Here is a 19,975-nt window from a genome sequence, read left to right as displayed (position 1 = left end):
GGCTCCATGCGAAAGCCGGCCAAGACCGCGGCCGTCCTCGTCGGACTGGGCGTCGGCGCCGCGGTCGGCCCGTCCCTCGGGCCGGCCGCCGTCTGGTCCGGCGTCGCGGTCGCCGTGCTCGGTGTCGGGCTCTCCCAGCTCGGCACGACGGAATCCGATCTCGTGGGCGGCGGCCTGGTCGACCGGGAGGCGGAGGCCTCCGGAATCGGCGCCGAGGCGGGCACGGAGGCGGCGGCCGTCGCGGAGCAACGGCGGCGGGACCGGCTGCGCCCCACCCTGAGCGGCCTGGGCACCCGGGTGGAACAGATCCTGGAAATCGCCGAGGCGCAGGCCAACGACCATCGCGCCGAGGCGCGGCGGGAAGCGGAGGGGATCGTCGCCGCCGCCCGCCGGGAGGCGGAGGCGATCCTCGACCGGGCGCACCAGCAGGCGGCCGGCATCACCGGCACCGGCACCGATCTTCCTCCGGCACCGCCGGCCCGGGCACCGTCGGACGACGACCCGACCCGTCACCCCTGACGGATGCGCAGGCACCGACTTCCGAGGGGGGTCGCGTCAGGCGGCGACGTCCAGGCGGACGACAGCCCCGATCTCGACGAGCTGGGCCGGTAGCGCCAGCTCCACCACGCCACTGACCGTGCTGGTCGGACGGTGGTCGCCGAAGTAACGGGAGTGCGCCGCGGCCACCGCGTCGAAGTGTTCGCGCAGCCCCACGACGAGGACCGTGGTCTCCACCACCTGGCGTCGGGAGGCACCGAAGTGCGCCAGCACCCTGTCCAGATTGTCGAGAGTCGCCTTCACCTGGGCGTCGAAGTCGCCCTCCCCCACGAAGTTCCCCTCGGCGTCGTGCGCGAGCTGCCCGGAGACGTAGACCGTGTCGCCGACCTGCATCGCCTGACTGAACCCGTACAGCCCCTCCCAGGGAACGTCGTAACTGAACGACTTCACCGTGGCGCCCAAGGCTCCTCCGTTGCGATCGAGTGGGGTGCGCCGGCGCACCGACATCGATCGTAGCGTCACCCACGGCGACAGGTCGATGACATACGGATGTCCTCAGGAGTACGACCTGAGCCCGGCCGCCGTGGTCTGCTCGTCGGTCGACTCCTCCACCGTCGGTTCCTCGGTCGGCTCCTCGGCGGGGTCCGTCGTCGGCTCCTCCGTCGGCTCCGCGGTCGGGCCGTCCGTCGTTCCGCCCGTCGGCGTTCCCGTCGGCTCCTGGGGCGCGCTCGCCGACGCGGTGGGGCGCGGCGAACCGGAATCGGGTCCGCCCGAGGGGGTGGCTCCCCCCGCGCTGCTCTCGGGCGCGGGACGGCTCGCCGTCGGGGTGGGGGATCCGGGCGTACGAGCCGGCGTGCCGGCGGACGTGCGGGCGACCGGTTCGCCGCCACCGGCCCCCGGGCCCGGTCCGGTCTGCGCCGACCGGGTCGACGGCGACACCGTGGGAGAGACCGCGGGTGGCTCCGGCGGTCGCCCGGTCCGGTCCGACATCAACCCGGTGGGGTCGGCGAACGTCAGGACGGCGGCCGCGGCGGCCACCGAGCCGAGCAGCACCGCCGCCTTGGTGTTTCCGCCGCTGACGAGCCGACGGGAGGCCGGCGGCCGGGAAGTCAGGGGCACGGTCGGCGGCTCGACCCAGGCCGCGCGGACGGTGGTGCTCCCCTGCCGGTCGTACGAGTCGGCGAGGGTCTGCGCCGCGGCGGCCATCGCCGCCGCGGTCGGGAACCGGTCGGCGGGTTCCTTGGCCATGGCGGTGGCCACGAACTGCCGGACCTGCGCCGGGACGTCCTGGGGCAGCGGCGGCGGTTCGTCTTCGAGGTGCCGCAGTGCGACCGCGACCGCGTTGTCCCCCTGGTAGGGCGGTCGACCGGCGAGGCAGTGGTAGATGACGGCACCGAGCGCGTAGATGTCGATGGCGGCGGTGGTCTCGTTCTTGGACACCTGCTCGGGTGCCATGTACAGGGGGGTGCCGACCACCTGGTTCGCCGCGGTGAGGCTCGCCGCCTCCTGTGTGACGGCGACGCCGAAGTCGACGAGGACGACGTGCCCGTCGGGCTCGATGATGAGGTTGTTGGGTTTGACGTCGCGGTGGACGACGCCGGCGCGGTGCGTGGCGTCGAGGGCGCGGGCGGTCTGTGCCGCTATCGACATCGCCTCGGCCGGGTCGAGCCGCCCCACCTCGGTGATCCGTGCCGCCAGGGGCTGTCCCTGTACGCACTCCATGACGATGTAGGCGAGGGCCGGCTCACCGGGCAGGGACATTTCACCGTAGTCGTAGACCTGGGCGACACCGGGATGGCGCAGGGCTGCCATCGCCCGCGCCTCGCGGCGGAACCGTTCGCCGAATTCGGCGTCGGTGACCAGGCGGGAATGCAGCGTCTTGACGGCGACGCAGCGGTCCAGCGTCTCATCGACGGCCCGCCACACGTCACCCATACCGCCGCTGGCGATCGTTTCGACCAGGCGGTAACGGTCTCCGACGAGTTGCCCCACACTCGGCATGGTGGTTTCGGTACCCCGGAGCCGCCGGTCTCAAGCACGGATGCGCCGTTCGGGCTCTCGTCGCCGTCGCGCCGGCTCTCCGCACCAGGCGCTTACCGGCTGTGCCCGCGTCGATGGGATGTCACGCCGCCGGGGCCGGCAGCCAGTGCTGGCCGGCGGTGTCGCGCTGGTCTCAACGGGCTGCGAGAGAGTCGAGCCAGGCGAGCAGGCGGGCGCCTTCGCGGTCCATGACGCCCGGCTCGCGCAGGGCGTTGGCCAGCAGTGACATGCCCTGGTACGCGCCGACCAGTGTCAGGGCGAGCCCGTCGGGCTCCGGCAGGCCCAGTTCGCGGAACTGTCGCTCCACCCAGTCGAGCAACAGCCGGATGACCTTGCCCGCTTCGGCGTCCAGTCCACCGTCGTCCCGCTTGTCCAGCTCCACCGCGAGCGTGCCGGTGGGGCAGCCGTACCGGGCGGCGACGTCACGCTGGCCGACCCACGCCTCGACCAGCCCTCTGAGCCGTTCCCGCGGGTCGGAGAGCTGGTCGAGGCGTGCGGTGAGCAGCGCCAACTGTCGCGCGTGCTCCGACAGCGCGGCGCGGACGAGTTCGTCCTTGGTCTTGAAGTAGTAGTACACGTTGCCCACGGGGACGTCGGCGAGGCGCGCGATGTCGGCGATGGTGGTGCGCTCGACTCCCTGCTGGTGCACGACCCGCGCGGCGGCCACCATCAGCCGCTCTCGCTTGGCGCTGGCCGTCCGGGAGCGGGCCGACGGGTTCGAGTCAGTCACCTGACTAACTATAGGTGCCCGTCTCGTGCTACGGTCAGCGGACCCATTAGTCAGTTGGCTAACTAACTTAGGAGCGACATCTCATGATCGTTGTCACGGGCGCCACCGGAAACGTGGGCCGCACCCTGGTCCGCACGCTCGCCGAGCAGGGCCACGAGGTGGTCGCCGTGTCCCGCGGCAACACCACCTCCGACCTGCCGCGCGGCGTCCGCACCGTCACCGCGAACCTCGCCCAGCCGGCCGCCGACCTGCCCAGCGCCGACGCGGTGTTCCTCCTGATCGGCGGAGACCTGATGATGACCGGCGACCCCACCCAGGTCGTCGCCCAGTTCGCCGGCGCGGGCAGGATCGTGCTGCTCTCCTCCCAGGGCGTGGCCACGCGCCCGAACTCCGTGTCACATGGCCGGGCGTTCGCCGCCTTCGAGCAGGCCGTGGTGGAGTCCGGCAGCGAGTGGACGATCCTTCGTCCCGGCGGGTTCGCCTCCAACTCCTACGCCTGGGCGCCGTCCATCAAGGCCACCCGCACCGCCGCCGCCCCCTTCGGCGACGTCGGCCTCCCGCTCATCGACCCCGACGACATCGCCGCCGTGGCCGCCGTCACGCTCACCCGGTCCGGCCACGCAAAGTCGATCTACGAACTCACCGGCCCCGAGCTGACCACCCCGCGTCAGCGCGCCGCCGCCATCGCCGACGCGATCGGTGAGCCCGTCACCTTCGTCGACCAGAGCCGGCAGGCGGCCCGTTCCCAGATGCTCACGTTCATGCCGGCCCCGGTGGCCGACACCACCCTGGACATCCTCGGCACCCCCACCGCCCGCGAACAGATGGTCAGCCCCGATGTCGAGAAGGTCCTGGGTCGGGCTCCCGGCACCTTCGCCGGGTGGGCCAGGCGCAACGCCGCGGCGTTCCGTTGACGCCCTTTGGCAACAAGACGTGTGGCCGCCGGGGCGAGGACAGATCGCGTCGACGGCGCGCCGACGTCGGAGCGGCGGCGCGGCCCAGGGCGCCGGGTCCGCGGAGCATCCGCCGCTGGACGGCCCGCCCCGGCACCCGGTGCCGGAGCACGCAGGCGTGCTCCGGCACCGGTCGGGAGCCGGCCGGCACCGGCTCGCCGTCATCCCCTCACAGGTGGGCCCGGAGGTAGGCGCCGGCCGCCACCAGGTGGGTGCGGGCCTGCTCGTCGGTGACGGTGCGGGCGGTCGCCGTGAACCGGTCGAGCGCCGCCCGGGCCTGCGTCTCACGGCCCGCCGCCGCCAGAAGCCGTGCCGCCTCCAGATGTGCCTTGAGGACCGTCGCGCGGGCGGTCGGGATCACCCGCTCGGCGCGGTAGCGGTCGACGAGGGCCCTCGTGTTCGCGAACGTGGCGACCACCTCGAACTGCGCCGCCGATTCGGCGGCGTTGCCCGCCTTGTCGGTGACCACGGCGGTCACCCGGTGGGTGCCGGCGGTGGGCGCGACCGCCCCGGTGACCGGCACGCCGTCCAGCTGGACGACCGTCGACGCCACACCGGACGCCGGATCCTTCCCCGAGGCCGTGATGGACAGCTCCTTGCCCAGCTGGTAGGAGCCGCCGTCGGCCACCCCACCGAACGACACCACCGGCGCGGTGGCGTCGACCTGCAGCGACACGACCGACTCGGGTGAGACGTTGCCCGCCTCGTCGACCGCCCGGAACCGTAGCTGGTGCCGGCCGTCGGCGGTCACCCCGACCGGTTGCCGGTAGTCGGTCCACTCACCGTCGCCCGCCGCGTAGGAGATCGCGACCGGGCGGCCGCTGTCGTCGGTTCCGGTGGCCGACACGGTGACCCGGGAGACGTACCAGCCGTTCTGCCCGTCCGGCGTCGCCGGGTCGACGGTAACCGACACCGACGGCGCCGTCGTGTCGACGATCCGGAAGTAGTCGAAGGCCACCGTGACGGGCGTGACCTGCTCCGGGCCCAGCGCCATCAGGCCGAACGACGTCATCTCGGCGTCGTTGGTCACCGGGTCGCCGAGCGGGGTCCAGGTGATCCCGCCGTCGCTGACCTCCGCCGAGTAGGAGTTGCCGGTGCGCTTCAGCCGCAGGTTGTACCAGCCGCTCTCGGTCGCCTCGGCGACGTCGACGGACCGGTTGCCGCCGTTGCCGAACTGCCCGTCGCGTTCGGACACCAGCTCCGCCCGCAGGTCGGTCGGTGATCCGTTGGTGTTCGTGGCCACCACGTCGAACTTCACGTAGTTGTCGTCGTCGGCGTACACCAGGAGCCCGGCCAGCTGCCAGCGGTGCAGCATCGCCGGGGTCAGCCGGGTCTCGACCGTCCAGTCCCCGTCCGGCAGGTCCTGGAGGATGAAGTTGCGCGGCGAGCCGTTGTCGTCGCCGTTGATGTCGCCCGGCTGCGTCTCGATGCGCAGCTGGCCGTCGGTCACCGCGACCTTCGACGAGTCGTAGCGCACCACCGCGTCCCAGCGGCAGCCGTCGACCGCGTCGCCGTCGAACTCGTCGGCGGGGCCGCGTACGCCGTCGTCCGTCGAGTCCGGGGTGACGGTGAAGTGGTCGAACACGGCCTCGACCTCGGCGGCCGCCGTGTCGCCGGCGGCCATCGGGCCGATGGTGGCGCGTGGGAGGACCGTCGCCGAGCCGGCCAGCGCCGTCCAGGTCCGGCCGTCGGTGGAGTACGCGGCGGTCAGCCTCGACCCGTCGCTCACCAGCCGCAGGTGGACCACCGGCGGGAAGTCCGCCGGCAGGTCGACGTTGGCGTGCCAGGTCCGGGTGCCCGCCGCCTCCGTCTGGAACTCCAGCAGCCGCCCGCCGGAGGCGTTGCGGGTGAACGCCAGCTTGACGTAGTCGTTGTCGCTGCCGTGCATCAGCAACCCGGCGTGCTGCCACTGCCGGCCGTGGGCGATCGACACCGTCGTCTCGACCGTCCACGCCCCGGAGCGCACCGGCTGGCCGACGTAGCTGATCGGGCCGGTCGCGCCCTCGTTGATGTCGCCGTTGGTGACCGGCAGCACGAGCGCGCCGTTCGCCAACCGCACGGGGAGGTCCGGCGCGTGGCGTACGACCGTCCAGCGGGTGGTGTCGAGCGCGTCGCCGTCGAACAGGTCGGTGCCCTTGACGACGCACCCCGGCGCCGGTTCGGGCTCGGGTTCCGGGCCCGGGTGGATCACCTCGTCGACGAGGCTGAAGCCGCTGAACTCCACCTCGCTGGTGGCCGACGTGCTGTGAGCGGTGACCGCGAGGCCGATGTCCTGAGGGCTCGCCGCGCCGGGCAGCGTCACCGGGTCGCCGACGCGGGTGAAGGTCGTGCCGTCCTTGCTCCAGTAGCCGTAGTACTGGTCGCCGTCGCGCACGATGCGTACCCACGCGGGGTAGCTGGTGGTGTTGGCGCCCGTGCTCGCGTCGAGCTGGCCGTTGCCGTCGGTGTCGCGCAGCCACTCGAAGCCGAGCCCGGCTCGCAGCGTCATCGCCGCGTAGCCGGGCGAGCTGCCCGGTTGGGTGACGTCGTTGCGGACGACGAGCCCGGCCTTGGCCGACGGGTTCGAGTTGCCCTGCCGTTCGATCTTGACGGTGGCCGTCCACTGGTTTCCGGCGGCGGCCGGGAGGTACACCGCGCCGTACTGGTCGGTGCCCTGCCACATGTTCGCGCCGCCGGAGTTGATCACCCAGGTGTCGGTGTCCGGCCGGTCGACGGTGGCGTCGGTGTTGCTGAAGGTCTGCCAGTCGCCGTACAGGTCACCGACCTCGACCTCGACGATGCGCGAGGTGGTGGTCGCGCCCTTGTCGTTGGTGGCCACGGCGGTCAGCTGGTAGCGCTTCTGGGTCGTGGCGTTCCACGTCACCGCGTACGGGGCCGTCGTGTCGGCGCCGATCGACGTGTCGTCGACGAAGAACTCCACCTTGGTGATGGTGTTCTCCGCGTCGGAGGCGTCGGCGGTGACGGCGATGGCGCCCGGTTCGAGGTCGTCGTCCGGCTTCGGGGCGGTCACGGCGACCCTCGGCTTGGTCGTCGGGGAGATGCCCTTGCCGTCGGCCTCGATGAAGTTCAGCCGCCGCTCCCCCGCCCCGGGGAACACCGCGTACAGGGTGAACGTCTCGCCCGGGTCGGTGACGTCGACCGGTACGTCCACGTAGCGGCCGGCGGGTGTCGCCGGGACCTGGGCGGTGCCCAGCAGCGCGCCGTCCGGTGCGCCGCGGCGCAGCTCGATACTCCCCGCTCCGGCGGCCGCCACGCGCAGCACCAGCCTGTCGACGCCGCGCAGGTTCACCGGGTCGTACGACGTCCACGCGCCGTTCTGGCCGGTGACGGCGTTGGCATGGCCCTCCACGTCCCGCGCCGGCCCGACGGTGACGCCGTGGGAGGAGTCGAAGAACTCCGCCTCGCGCTGCTTGGGGAAGAGCAGCGTGGTGTCCGACCCGGTCAGCGGCGGGACGCCGTTCGCGCCGGAGTCGGTGTAGCGACCGTCGAGGGCGTAGAAGACGTTCATGTCGTCGCTGTGTCCGCCGCCCAGCGAGGTGGCGACGGTGCCGGTCCGCCCGTGCAGCGGGTCGGCCGGGTGCGCGTGCTCGTCGTGGCCGAGGGCCGGTTGGATCACCACGTCGGCGTCGTCGATCTGGGTGTCCTCGGCGTCGGTGACCGACAGGTTCCAGCTGATCTCGTCACCGAAGTCGAAGAACCCGCCGTGGGGCGGGAGGTCGAACCGCACCTCGGGCCGGGTGTTGCCGACGGTGATCGGCACGGTCGTGGTGCCGGTCTTGCCGTGTGGGTCGGTCACCGTGAGCCGCGCGTCGAAGACGCCGTTGGTGGTGTAGGTGTGGGTCGGGGCGCGGTCGGTGGAGTCGACCGTGCCGTTGCCGTCGAAGTCCCAGGCGTAGGTGAGCTGCTCGCCCTCGGGGTCGGACGACGGCGCGCCGTCGAAGCGCACCTCCAGCGGCGCGTGCCCGGAGTCCGGGGTGGCGGTGGCCTTGGCCTCCGGGGAGCGCGAACCGGAGATGTAGTCGATGCGGTACAGGCCCGAGTTGGGGTTGTCGCGGCCGAAGCCGCCGCCCCAGTCGAGCACGTACAGCGAACCCTCCGGCCCGAACTTCGAGTCGATGGGCGCGAGGAACTGTTCGTCGGGCAGGAACGGGTTGACCTTCTCCACGGCGCCGTTGCCGCCCGGGATGATCGAGTACATCTTGTTGCGGGACCACTCGTAGAAGAACGGCTTGCCGTCGTAGTACGCGGGGAACTTGGTGTCCGAGTCCAGCTCCGGGTCGTACTGGTAGAAGGGACCGCCCATCGGCGCGAGGCCGCCCCCCTGCGGGATGACCGACGGCACCGAGGAGCGCTTGTAGCCGTACCACATCTTGGCGGGCTTGGCCGGCGGCAGGTCGGTGAGGCCGGTGTTGCGGATCGAGTCGTTGACCGGGTTGGCGCAGTCGAAGTACCCGCCGACGGTGACCGGGTTGGTGCGGTAGTCGACGTCGCGGAACGGCTCGTTGTTGCCCATGCACAGCGGCCAGCCGTAGAAGCCGGGCTCGGTGATGAGGTTCCACTCGGCGATGCCCGCCGGGCCGCGGTCGGGGTTGTCGTTGCTGTTGTCGGGCGAGTAGTCGGCCACGGCCAGGGCGCCGGACTCCGGGTCGATGGCGAACCGGAACGGGTTACGGAAGCCCATCGCGTAGATCTCCGGGCGGGTCTTCTGGGTGCCCGGCGCGAACAGGTTGCCCTCGGGGACGGTGTAGGTGCCGTCCGGCTCGGGGTGGATGCGCAGCACCTTGCCCCGCAGGTCGTTGGTGTTGGCCGAGGTGGCCCGCGCGTCGTGGAACGTGCCGTCGCGCTCCGACAGGGGCGCGTAGCCGCCGGAGGGCTCCGAGTGCGGGTTCACGTCGTCGCCGACGCCGAGGTACAGGTTGCCGTCCGGGCCGAAGTCGAGGCCGCCGCCGGTGTGCCCCGGCTCGTCGGGCAGCCGCCGCGCGGGCACCTCCAACAACACCTTCTCGCTGGCCCGGTCGATCTGGGAGCCCTCGCCGACGGTGAGCCGGGACAACCGGTTGACGAAGTTGTCCGGGTTCGTGTCGTCGCCGCTGGCCGGCGAGTAGTAGACGTAGAGGTGGCCGTTGGTGGCGAAGGCGGGGTCGAGCGTGATGCCCAGCAGACCGTCCTCGCCGCCGGAGTACACGGGGATGGTGATGGCGGTCGACGTGGTCTGCGTGCGCGGGTCGTACACCCGGATCTCGCCGCGGACCAGCTCCGTGTAGAACACACGGCCGTCGGGCGCGACGTCCATGGCGTACGGGGCGCTGGTGTTCTGGTCCAGCGGCACGCGCTCGAACTTGTCCCACATGGTGGCGCCGCAGTCGCCCTCGACCATGCCGGCCGCCCACTTCACGCCACCGGTGATGTGCTGCACGAGCTGCGTCTCGCCCGTGTAGTGGGCGCCGAAGTGACCCATGCCGGTCATCCAGGCCCGGCCGCCGTCGTACGGCTTGCACCACGAGATCGGGTGGTCGTAGCCCATGGCGTTGCCGCCCGGGTCGTACGTCGTCTCGTCCATCGTGGCGAGCACGTGGGCGTCGCCGCGGACGTTGAGCGCGAAGTTGTACCACTCGTCGGCCCGGTTCCAGCGCTGCGGCAGGTGGCTCGTCGACGGGTGCGTCTGGTCCTCGACGCGGACGGTGCCGGGCAGGCCGGGGCTGCTGCCGGTGGCGGCGTGGCCGGGCATCAGCGTGCCGATCATGTTGTCCCACCACGCGTAGTTGCCGCGCATGTCCGTGGCGTTGTGGATGGCGACGATGCCGTGGCCGGCCTGCATGTAGCGTTCCATCGCCGCCTTCTGGTCGGCGGTCCACGGATCGCCGGAGGCCTGGAACATCACCAGGGCGTCGAAGTGCGCGAGGTCCTCGTCGTTGAAGATCGCCGAGTCCTCGGTGTGCTCGGAGGTGATCCCGGCGTCGGCGAAGGCGGCCTGGAGCACGGGCACGCCCTGCTCGATCGCCTCGGTGTGCCGGAACTGGGTGGTCTTGGTGAAGATCAGGACGTGGGCGTCGCCGTGCGCGCCCGGGTGCGCGGCGGCCGGCGGAGCGCTGATCATGGACATCGCGAGTGCGGCGGCGACCGGCATCGCGAGCAGCCGTCCCCACCGGGGACGCCGGGTCACGTTCATGAGATGCGAAACCTCCTGGGACGCGAGCAGTGGATGCTGCCGTGACCGTGCGGCGTGCCGGCGCCGTCGGACTGGGTGGAGCGGGCGGTGGGTCTAGGGCGTCACCTCCCGCAGGAACGTCAGGCCGTCCACGGCGAGGGCGTCCTGGCTCGCGGCGAGGGGACGCCAGATGGAGGCGGCGGTGGCGATCGTCGCGTTCTCCGCCGTGAACGACTCGATGCACAGCGGGCCGGTGTAGCCCGCGGAGTCGATCGCGGCGAGGATCGTCGGCCAGTCGAGGTGGTCGGCGCCGGGCGCCCCCCGGTCGTTGCCGCAGACCTGCACGTGGGCGACCCGGCCGGTGGCGGCGCGGACGGCTCCCGGGATGTCGGTCTCCTCGATGTTCTGGTGGTAGAGGTCGAGGGCCACCCCGCAGTGCGGCAGGTCGTCGATCGCCTCCAGGGTCTGGCCGACGGTGTTCAGCAGGCTGGTCTCGTAGCGGTTGAGCGGTTCGACGGCCACCGTCACCCCGGCCGCGCCCGCGTGGGCGACGACCGGGGCGAGGCTCTCCCGCAGCTGCGCGTACGCCGCGGCACGCTCGGCGGGGGTCATCCGCCAGGTCCGGCCGACGGAGGCGTACGCGGGCCCGGCGATGACGGGCGAGCCGACAGTCGCGGCGGCGTCGATCACGCGGAGCAGGTAGTCCTGGGTGGACCGGATGGTGGCCGGGTCGGCGGCGACGAGTTCCCGGCCGGGTGGCATCACGAGGCAGACGGTGGCGCCGAGGCCGTGGTCGTCGAGCACCCGGGCGGCTCGATCCGGCGCCCAGTCACCCGGGTGCTCCACGGGCAGTTCGAGCACGTCGAAGCCCCAGGCCGCGACCTTGGCCGCGAGGGCGGCCAGGGTCGCGTCGGTCAACGGCGAGGCCCACACCCACGTGTTGACCCCGAGGGGGTGTCCGGTCACTTCCACGGTCCCGGGTAGCCCGGCATGTCCTCGCATCCGCACATCGCGTAGTGCAGCGGCGGCATGTCCTGCTTCACGTACTCGCGGACGTTGTCGCTGGTGATGCGCGGCTGCGGCAGCACCCACTCCTTCGGCACCTGCTCGCCCTTGAGGATCTTCACGGCGGCGATGACCGGGGTGCGCCACTGGTAGGTGGGGTAGGTGGGCGCGACGGCGTTGAGTCCCTCGTCGACCCAGAGCCGCAGGAAGTCCTGCTGGTCCTCGCCGACGATGGCGGGCACGTCGACACCGGCGTCCTGGAACGCCTCGACGGCGGCGACGGCGGTGGCACCGGCGTCCATCCACACGCCGTCGATCTGGCCCTCGCGCTGGATGTAGTCGGCCACGATGCTCTTGGTCTTGGCCGCGTCCCCGTCGGTGAACTCGACCCCGACGACGTCGAGTTCGCTGCCGCCGAAGATCTCGTTGGCGGCCGCCCACCGCTGTTCGAGGACGTCCACGCCGGGCAGGATGCGCAGGGCGAGGACCTTGCCGCCGGGCTTGACCTTCTCCTTGAGGAACTCCGCGCCGTTGGCGCCGAAGGCAAAGCCGCCGATGGGGTGGATGAAGGTGACCGGGCATTCGGTGTTGACGCCCCGGTCGAACACGATCACCGGCACGCCGGTGGCGCAGGCCTGCTCGACGGCGGGAGTGAGGGTGGCGGTGGTGTTCGGCGAGATGATGATCGCCGAACAGCCGCGGCCGGCCAGCGACTGGATGTCGCTGATCTGCTTGTCGTCCTTGGCCTCGGCGTCGAGCACGACGAAGTCGGTGATCTCCGGGTGCAGCTTCACCTCCTGCTGCATGGTCTTGTAGCCCACCTGCCGCCAGGGGTTGTCGACCGCGGCGTTGGAGAAGCAGAGCCGGTAGTTGCCGCCCGGCTTGGCGAACTTCGCGGTGTCGACCATCTCCGGCTGGAGCATCTGCTCCCACGGCCTGCCGTCCGGGCCCTGCGGCGTGGCCTCGCGGAACGCGAGTTGGCGGTCGTACTCGGCCTGGTCGAAGAACTCCGACTTGCGGGTGTCGGTGCTGGACGATTCCCCGCCGGGGGTGGTCTCGTCGGGCAGGTCGCTGGAGCAGCCGGCGAGGGCGAGGACCCCCACCGCGGCCATCAGGGCCCATCGTCTGGTCATATCGTCGTTCTCCTTACTGGCCGGGGGGACGTCAGGAGGGAGCGGGACGCACGGGCGGGCCGGTGGGCCGACTCGCCCGCCGGCGCAGCCGTAGGCGTAGGCCACCGCCGAGGGAGGCGTACGCGACGGCGGCGATGATGATCACGCCCTGCACGGCGGATTCGAGGGCGCCGCTCACGCCGAGCAGGTTGAGCAGGGTGAACAGCGCCTCCAGGGACAGCGCGCCGGCGGCGGCCGCGACCACGGACCCGCGCCCGCCGCCGAGCAGGACCCCGCCGAGCACGACGGCCGTGATGGCGCGGAACTCCAGGCCGTTGCCGACCTGGGCCGAGACGCCGGCGAACCCGCCGAGCAGGATCGCGGCGACCGCGGCGAGCAGGCCGGAGAGGGCGAACGCGAGCAGCCGGAGCCGATCGACCTGACCGCCGGACAGTCGCACGGCCGCCTCGTTGTCTCCCACCGCGACCAGCGCCCGGCCGGTGCCGCCGCGCATGAACAGCGCGGCGGCGACCAGGATCGCCAGCAGGATGAGCACCGACCACGGGATCTCGCCGAGCAGCGGGACGTCCAGGGCGCCGCGCCCGAACGTGCGGAAGCCGGTGGACAGCGCGCCGCGGGGGGCGCCGTCGGTCCACAGGAACACCGCGCCGTCGAGCACGAGCAGCATGCCGAGCGTGACGATGAACGACGGCACCAGGAGCTTCGTCGTGACGAGCCCGTTGACCAGGCCGACGAGCAGGCCGAACCCGAGCACGAGCAGGATCACCCACGTCGTCGCGGACTCGTCGCCGTCGATGAGCCGGGCGGCGATGACGACCCCGGCGGTCACCAGCGCACCGACGGACAGGTCGAACCCACCGGACACGATGACGAAGTACTGCCCGATCGCCAGGATCATCAGCGGCGCCGCGCGCTTGAGCAGGGCCAGGTAGCCGGACGGCTCGTCGTAGGCCGGGCCGGTGACGGCGAGGCCGACCAGCAGCGCGAGCAGGACGACGAGCACCGGCCCGGTGCCCTCGGCGAGTCGGGGTCGCCAGGTCATGACAGCCTCCGGCGGGCCCGGTTGGCGCTCATGCGCCGGGCGTAGAGCGCGACGGCGGTCACGAGCACGACGCCGCGCACCACGTCCTTGAAGAACGGGTCGACCTCCAGGTCGTCGAAGATGGTGTCCAGGGTGGCGAGGATGAGGACACCGCCGATGGTGCCGACGACACCGCCCCGGCCGCCGGCGAGCAGCGTCCCGCCGAGCACCACCGCGGCGATCGACTCCAGGTCGTATCCGGCGTCGGTGCCGACGTACGGGGCGCCCGACCCGAGACGGCTGGCGAGGTAGATGCCGGTGAGGCCGGCGGCGAGCGAGCACAGCACGTGCGCGGTGACGATGACCCGACGGGTCGGCACCCCGGACACCCGGGCCACCTCGATGTCGCCGCCGACGGCGTACATGTGGTAGCCGGGGCGGGTGCGCGACAGGTACCACCAGGCCAGGGCGGCGACGGCCAGCATGAGCAGTGCCGCGACGGGCACCGGGCCGATCCGGTCGTAGCCGAGGTGCTGGAAGCCGCGGGGGACGTCCCCGGCGGGGCCGGTGTAGTTGTCCTCGAGGTATCCGCGCAGGATCAGCGCCACGCCGAGTGTGGCGATGAACGCGTTGGCCTTGAGGACGGTGATGACCAGACCGTTGACCAGGCCGACGCCGGCGGCCACGGCGAGCGCGAGCAGCACGCCGGGCACGATCATGCCGTCGCTGCCGGCCATCGTCTGCGCGGTGACGAGCGAGGTGAGGCCGATCAGGTACGCGACGGACAGGTCGAGGGAGCCGGTGAGGATCACCATCGTCTGTCCCACGGCGACGAGGCCGAGGGCCGTGGCGCGGGTGAGGATGTTGAGGATGCCGGCCTGGTCGAGCAGGACCTCACCGCGCAGGCCGACGAGCACGCTGCCGACGACGAGCAGGGCGACGAGCGCGAGGTAGACGATCACGACCGGGGTGAGCCGCCGGCGGACGTCGGGCCGGGCGACGTCGCGCCCGGCGGTGGCGGGCTTCTCCTGGAGTGTGCTCATGCCACCGCACCGATCCCGTGCCCGGTGGCGAGCGCCATCACGGCCCCCTCACTCGCGCCGGCGGGCAGCTCGCCGGCCAGCGCGCCGTCGTGCATGACGAGGATGCGGTCGCTCATGCCGATCAGCTCGGGAAGCTCCGAGGAGATCATCAGCACGGCGACGCCGCGGCGGGCGAGGTCGCGCAGCAGTTCGTGCACGGCCCGCTTGGCGCCGACGTCGATGCCGCGCGTCGGCTCGTCGACGACGAGCACCTTCGGCGCGACCGCGAGCCACTTGGCGAGGACGACCTTCTGCTGGTTGCCACCGGACAGGTAGCGCACCTCCTGGTGCTCCCCGCGGGCCACCACGGCCACGATGTCGAGCAGCGCCGACAGGTCCGAACGCGCGCGGGCCGGTGCGCCGCGCAGGGCGGCACGGCGGACCAGCAGGGTGTTGTCGCGTACGGATTGGCGCAGCGCCAGCCCGTCGCCCTTGCGGTCCTCGGTGACCAGGGCGATCCCGAGGCGTACGGCGGTGCGTGGGCGGGTGACCCGCCGGGCGACGCCGTCGACCTCCAGCACGCCGCGGGTGAGCGGTTCGACGCCGAAGACCGCCCGCGCGACGGCCGAGCGGCCGGAGCCCTGGAGGCCGGCCAGCCCCACGATCTCACCGGCGCGAACCTCGATGGTGAGGTCGCGGACCCGCTCGTTGCCGGCGTCGCGCAGCGCGAGGCGGACCGGCCCGAGGTCGCCGGCGGCGGCCCGCTCCGGGTAGTACTCGCCGAGATCGCGGCCGACCATGTGCCGGACGAGGGCCTCCGAGGTCAGTTGCCGGGTCGGGGCGCAGGTGACGAACCGGCCGTCCTTGAGCACGGTGATCCGGTCGGAGAGGTCGAACACCTCGCGCATGCGGTGGGAGACGTAGAGGATCGCGATGCCGCGCTCGCGCAGCCGCCGTACGAGGTCGTAGAGCAGCTCGACCTCGTGGTCGGCGAGGGCGGCGGTCGGTTCGTCCATGCCGAGCACCCGGGCGTCGGTCGAGAGCGCCTTGACGATCTCGACGACCTGTCGCTGGGCAACCGACAGCGACGACACGGTGTCGGTGGGATCGATGCCGTCCTCGCCGAGCCAGTCGAGCAGGTTGCGGGTGTCGGCGATCATGCGGCGCCGGTCGACCTGCAGGCGTCGGACCGGCTCACGGCCGAGGTAGACGTTCTCGGCGACGCTGCGGTGCGGCAGGAGGGTAAACTCCTGGTGGATGATCGCGATACCGGCCCGTTGCGCGTCGGTGGGGCCGGCGAAGGAGACCTCCGCGCCGTCGACCTCGATGGTGCCGCTGTCCGGCCGATGCACACCGGCGAGCACCTTGAGCAGTGTGGACTTGCCGGCGCCGTTCTCGCCCATGACCGCGTGCACCTCGCCGCCGCGCAGCTCCAGGTCCACGCCGTGCAGCACCGGGACGCCGAGGAACGACTTGGTGATGCCGGTCAGCCGTACCCTGGTGGTCGCGCCGGGCGTCATGTCGGCACCTCGGCCCACGCGCCGTCCGAGGCCGCCGAGGCCAGCACCGTGTCGGTGATCCGGACGGCGCGCAGGCCGTCGGTGAACGTGGGCAGGCCGTCCGGCACGTCCTCGCCGCGTACCGCCCGGTAGGTGTCGGCGACGAACGCGTCGAAGCAGTCCTGGTAGCCCTGCGCGTGTCCGGCGGGCAGCCGGACGTAGCGGGCGGCGGAGGGGTGCAGCGACCCGGGGTCGCGCAGCAGCGTCTGGCCGCCCTCGCGGCGGCCCACCCACAGTCGCTCCGGGTCCTCCTGGTCGAAGCCGAAGCTCGCCTCGGTGCCGGACAGTTCGAGGTGCAGCCGGTTCTTGCGACCCGCGGCGACCTGCGAGACCACGAGTGTGCCGACCATGCCGGCGGCGGTGGTGAAGTGCACGGCGGCGAGATCCTCGGTCGGTCGTCCGTTGCCTCTGGGGCGGTCGTGGACGATCGCGGTGCGGGCGGAGAGACGGGCGATGCGGTCGCCCGTCACGAACTCGAACAGGTCGCACCAGTGGGAGCCGATGTCGGCGAATGCCCGCGACGGCCCACCGAGGGCCGCGTCGACCCGCCAGTCGTCGTCGGAGGGCTGGGACAGCCAGTCCTGGAGGTAGCCGCCGGTCACGCTGGCGACGACGCCCGCCTCCCCCGCGGCGAGGCGGGCGCGCAGCTCGCGCACCATCGGGTGGAAGCGGTAGACGAACGGCACGGTGGCGACGCGGTCGCCGGTCGCCGCCACCAGCGCCCGGGCCTCGGCGCTGCCGGTGGCGAGCGGCTTCTCGCAGACGACGTGCACGCCGGCGGCGAGCGCGGCGGTGACGACGGGGGCGTGCGACGCGTTGGGGGTGCACACGTGCAGCACGTCGACCTCGACGTCGCCGAGCAGGGCTGTCACGTCGGGGTAGCCCTGGTGGGCGCCGACGGCCCGGGCGGCGTCGGCGGCACGGTCGGGGCGCGACGCCACCGCGGCCACGACGCTCGCCCCGGCGCGGCGGGCCGCCTCGGCGTGCACCTGCCCCATGAACCCCGCGCCGGCCACGGCGACGCGCAGTGTCCGCCGCGCGGATTCGAGGCCACCGGGGGCCGCTGTCACATCGGCCATCGACATGCGTCGACGGTATCGGCCACTTATGCCTCGGTCAACCGAAAGTCAGACCGATATCGCGGATAGTTAACTGATCGGTGGCGAAAGTCCGGTGTGCACGGACAGAACAGCGAGGCGCGGTGGGGCCCTCCGTCCTACCGGACGGAGGGCGCACGGCTCCGCGGCCACGAAGGCGCGAGGGCTCAGCGGGCGAAGACCTGTGAGTCGTCGGCGAACGCCTTGAACTCCAGGGCGTTTCCGGCGGGGTCGAGGAGGAACATCGTCCACTGCTCCCCCGGCTGCCCGGCGAAGCGCAGGTAGGGCTCGATGACGAACGCCGTGCCGGCGGCCCGCAGCCGCGCCGCCAGTTCGTGGAACTCCGCGACGGCGAGGAGCAGGCCGAAGTGCGGCACCGGCACGTCGTGGCCGTCGACCTGGTTGTGCGCCGACGCCCGACGACCGGGGGCGAGGTGCGTCACGAACTGGTGGCCGCGCAGGTCCCAGTCGATCCACCGGTCCGCGCTGCGCCCCTGCTCGCATCCGATGACCTCGCCGTAGAAGCGGCGGGCGGCGTCGAGGTCGTCGACAGGCACGGCGAGGTGGAAGCGAGGAAGGGACGGGTTGGCTGTGGTCACGACGTGCTCCTCTCCCATAGGGCTCGTACGGGGCGTCGTACCACACGTCGGTGCGGACCGACGACCTCCTACCGTGGGAGGAGGCGCGTCTCGCACCCGGGGCCGCCGGGCGGGGACCTCGGACGGGCGCTTCCATGCCGCCGTTGCCCGACGGTGAGGGCATGACGTACTCACCGGTCTCCCTGCGGCGGGCGCTGCGCTGGCACCCGCCACTGATGGTCGTCGCCGCCACGATGGCGGCGCTCGCGCTGGTCTCGCTGGTCGGTCTGGCCGTCGACGACCGGATCCTGGTCGGCGCGCCGATCTGGCTCAAGCCGTTCAAGTTCGCCGTCTCGCTGTTCGTCTACGTGGTGACGCTGGCCTGGATGATCCCGCTGATCCGGCGGGGCCGGCGGGTCGCCTGGTGGGCCGGCAGCACCGTCGCGGCGTCCGGCCTCGTCGAGGTGGGGTTGATCGTCGCCCAGGTCGTCCGCGGGCGGCAGAGCCACTTCAACGTCGCCACGCCGCTGGACAGGACGATCTTCCTGGTGATGGCGCTGCTGATCGGGGTGCTCTACACCGCCACGCTGGTCATCGCCGTCGTGCTCATGGTGCAGCGCCTGCCGGACCGGGTGATCGCGTGGACGCTGCGGCTGGGCCTGCTCGTCGCGGTGGTCGGGATGGGGCTCGGCTACCTCATGGTGATGCCGACGCCCGCGCAGGAGGCGGCCGACCCGGTGACGCTGGTGGGCGCGCACAGCGTCGGGGTGGCCGACGGCGGTCCGGGGATGCCCCTGACCGGCTGGAGCACCACGGGCGGAGACCTGCGGATCCCCCATTTCGTGGGCATGCACGCCCTGCAGGCGTTGCCACTGCTCGCGATCGCGCTCGGTGCGCTGGCCGCGCGGGTCCCCCGGCTGCGCGACGATCGGGTGCGGCTCCGGTTGGTCGTGGTGGCCACGGTCGCGTACGCCGGTCTGCTCGCGGTGGTGACCTGGCAGGCGCTGCGCGGTCAGCCACTGATCCACCCGGACGGCGCGACCCTCACCGCGGCCGGGCTGCTCGCCGTGGGCACCGTCGTCGGCGTCGCGTTCGCGCTGCGCCGGCCGGCGCCGGCACCGTCCGGGAAGGACGAACGGTCCGAGGTGTACGCGTAGCGGAGGCGCACGCGCGCCGGCTAGGGACGGGTGGTCGTCGCGAGTGCGGCGGCCACCCGGGGCGCCTCGCGCCGGCCCTGCTCCCGGGCGGCGGTCACGAGCGCGGGCACGACGGACGGATCCATCACGTTCCTGCCCTGCGCGCGCTTGCACGCGGCATCGGGCAGCAGGAGCTCCACCGGGCGACCCGCGCCCAGCGCGCCGCGCTGCCTCCCGATGCGCGCCCACGGCCCGATGGCGGCGGTGCTCGGCGCGAGGGCGACCACCGGGCCGTCGCCGGGGGCGAGGTCGAGGTTGAGGGTCGAGCGCATTCCGCCGTCCATGTAGCGCCGGCCGTCGATGGCCACCGGAGCGGCGGAGAGGGGCATGGCGCAGCTGGCGGCGACGGCGTCCACGAGCGCCACACCGTCACGCCTGGTGATGACGCGGGCGACACCCGACTCCGCGTCGACGGTGACGATGCGCAGGTCCGCGTCCGTCCAGGTGTGGTCCGGCAGCCGGGCCTCCGCGATGCGGCGGGGCCGCTCCGGATCGACGATGTCGGCGGCGAGAGCGAGTCGGCCGATGCGGCGCGCGGCGTGCTCCGGGCCCCGGGCGAACAGCTGCGCCAGCCCGAGCCGGAGCAGATCGGTGAAGCGGAGCCCGCCCGAGGTCTCGTACGCGACGCCCCGGCGTTGGCGCTCGAAGAGGTCTGCCAGCGGGGTTCCGCTGGCGACCTGGGCGCCGACGACCGCGCCGGCGCTCGTGCCGAGCAGCACCGCCTCCGGGGCCACGGTCACTGCCGCGTCCGCGAGCCCGGCCAGGACGCCCACCTCCCAGGCGATGCCTGCCACTCCCCCGCCACCGAGCACCCAGACCGGCCGACCGTCGTCTGTCATCAGTACCTCACCCGAGTCCGGTTACCACGAACTTACTGCGAACAGCGTTTGCGGTTTCACCGTATCAAGGAGGACGGATGCGCGACAACCCGCCGACCTGCCGCCGGGCTCCGGCCCGCCGGCGGGCCTCCGTCCCGGACGGTCCGCCCGGCCGCC

At 72.6% G+C, this 19,975-nt stretch carries 15 protein-coding genes; 3 read left to right on the top strand and 12 right to left on the bottom strand.

Features of this window, described 5'->3' with window-relative positions:
• Positions 1-6: 6 nt before the first annotated feature.
• Positions 7-519: a hypothetical protein gene (locus tag SM573_RS17470; protein WP_474616570.1), complete on the top strand. Its 513-nt coding sequence runs from the start codon at positions 7-9 to the stop codon at positions 517-519.
• Between the two features lie 36 nt (positions 520-555).
• Here SM573_RS17470 and SM573_RS17465 read toward each other — a convergent pair whose 3' ends face one another.
• From SM573_RS17465 to SM573_RS17455, 3 genes are all read right to left on the bottom strand, one after another.
• On the bottom strand, positions 556-948 hold the full coding sequence (locus tag SM573_RS17465) for a RidA family protein (RefSeq protein WP_474616569.1): 393 nt from the start codon (positions 946-948) through the stop codon (positions 556-558).
• 105 nt (positions 949-1,053) lie between these two features.
• Positions 1,054-2,499: a serine/threonine-protein kinase gene (locus tag SM573_RS17460; protein ID WP_474616568.1), complete on the bottom strand. Its 1,446-nt coding sequence runs from the start codon at positions 2,497-2,499 to the stop codon at positions 1,054-1,056.
• A gap of 172 nt (positions 2,500-2,671) precedes the next feature.
• Complete coding sequence (locus tag SM573_RS17455; protein WP_474609920.1) at positions 2,672-3,268, bottom strand: TetR/AcrR family transcriptional regulator; 597 nt, start codon at positions 3,266-3,268, stop codon at positions 2,672-2,674.
• A gap of 83 nt (positions 3,269-3,351) precedes the next feature.
• On the opposite strand from SM573_RS17455, the gene SM573_RS17450 reads away from it, so the two are divergent.
• On the top strand, positions 3,352-4,182 hold the full coding sequence (locus SM573_RS17450; RefSeq protein WP_474609921.1) for an NAD(P)H-binding protein: 831 nt from the start codon (positions 3,352-3,354) through the stop codon (positions 4,180-4,182).
• Between the two features lie 208 nt (positions 4,183-4,390).
• On the opposite strand, the gene SM573_RS17445 is transcribed toward SM573_RS17450, so the two are convergent.
• The 8 genes from SM573_RS17445 to SM573_RS17410 all read right to left on the bottom strand — a co-directional run bounded on the left by SM573_RS17445 (position 4,391) and on the right by SM573_RS17410 (position 17,805).
• Positions 4,391-10,390 carry a ThuA domain-containing protein gene (locus SM573_RS17445; RefSeq protein ID WP_474616567.1) on the bottom strand — a complete coding sequence of 2,000 codons (6,000 nt, stop codon included), beginning with the start codon at positions 10,388-10,390 and terminating at the stop codon, positions 4,391-4,393.
• 93 nt (positions 10,391-10,483) lie between these two features.
• Positions 10,484-11,335, bottom strand: coding sequence for a sugar phosphate isomerase/epimerase family protein (locus SM573_RS17440; protein ID WP_474609923.1), 852 nt, complete (start codon positions 11,333-11,335; stop codon positions 10,484-10,486).
• Positions 11,332-12,507, bottom strand: a complete 1,176-nt coding sequence (locus SM573_RS17435) for a substrate-binding domain-containing protein (RefSeq protein ID WP_474616566.1) — start codon at positions 12,505-12,507, stop codon at positions 11,332-11,334. Before SM573_RS17435 ends, SM573_RS17440 begins: the two co-directional genes overlap by 4 nt.
• Positions 12,508-12,538: 31 nt before the next feature.
• On the bottom strand, positions 12,539-13,549 hold the full coding sequence (locus SM573_RS17430; RefSeq protein WP_474609925.1) for an ABC transporter permease: 1,011 nt from the start codon (positions 13,547-13,549) through the stop codon (positions 12,539-12,541).
• Positions 13,546-14,571 carry an ABC transporter permease gene (locus SM573_RS17425; protein WP_474616565.1) on the bottom strand — a complete coding sequence of 342 codons (1,026 nt, stop codon included), beginning with the start codon at positions 14,569-14,571 and terminating at the stop codon, positions 13,546-13,548. The genes SM573_RS17430 and SM573_RS17425 overlap by 4 nt, the downstream gene beginning before the upstream one ends.
• Positions 14,568-16,070, bottom strand: coding sequence for a sugar ABC transporter ATP-binding protein (locus SM573_RS17420; RefSeq protein WP_474616564.1), 1,503 nt, complete (start codon positions 16,068-16,070; stop codon positions 14,568-14,570). Before SM573_RS17420 ends, SM573_RS17425 begins: the two co-directional genes overlap by 4 nt.
• Entirely contained in the window at positions 16,067-17,194 is a 1,128-nt protein-coding gene (locus tag SM573_RS17415) for a Gfo/Idh/MocA family protein (protein WP_474616563.1), read from the bottom strand. Before SM573_RS17415 ends, SM573_RS17420 begins: the two co-directional genes overlap by 4 nt.
• 179 nt (positions 17,195-17,373) lie before the next feature.
• A complete protein-coding gene (locus SM573_RS17410; protein WP_474609929.1) occupies positions 17,374-17,805 on the bottom strand; it encodes a VOC family protein in 432 nt (143 codons plus the stop codon).
• 161 nt (positions 17,806-17,966) lie between these two features.
• Between SM573_RS17410 and SM573_RS17405 the strand changes: the two genes are divergently transcribed.
• Entirely contained in the window at positions 17,967-18,941 is a 975-nt protein-coding gene (locus SM573_RS17405; RefSeq protein WP_474616562.1) for a hypothetical protein, read from the top strand.
• Between the two features lie 20 nt (positions 18,942-18,961).
• Here the strand turns inward: SM573_RS17405 and SM573_RS17400 are convergent, their stop codons facing one another.
• Positions 18,962-19,819, bottom strand: coding sequence for a patatin-like phospholipase family protein (locus tag SM573_RS17400; RefSeq protein WP_474616561.1), 858 nt, complete (start codon positions 19,817-19,819; stop codon positions 18,962-18,964).
• Positions 19,820-19,975: the final 156 nt, after the last annotated feature.

This window comes from Micromonospora xinjiangensis (assembly GCF_056150165.1).
Note: the sequence above shows the minus strand (reverse complement) of the source record. Positions and strands in the feature narration are given on the sequence as shown.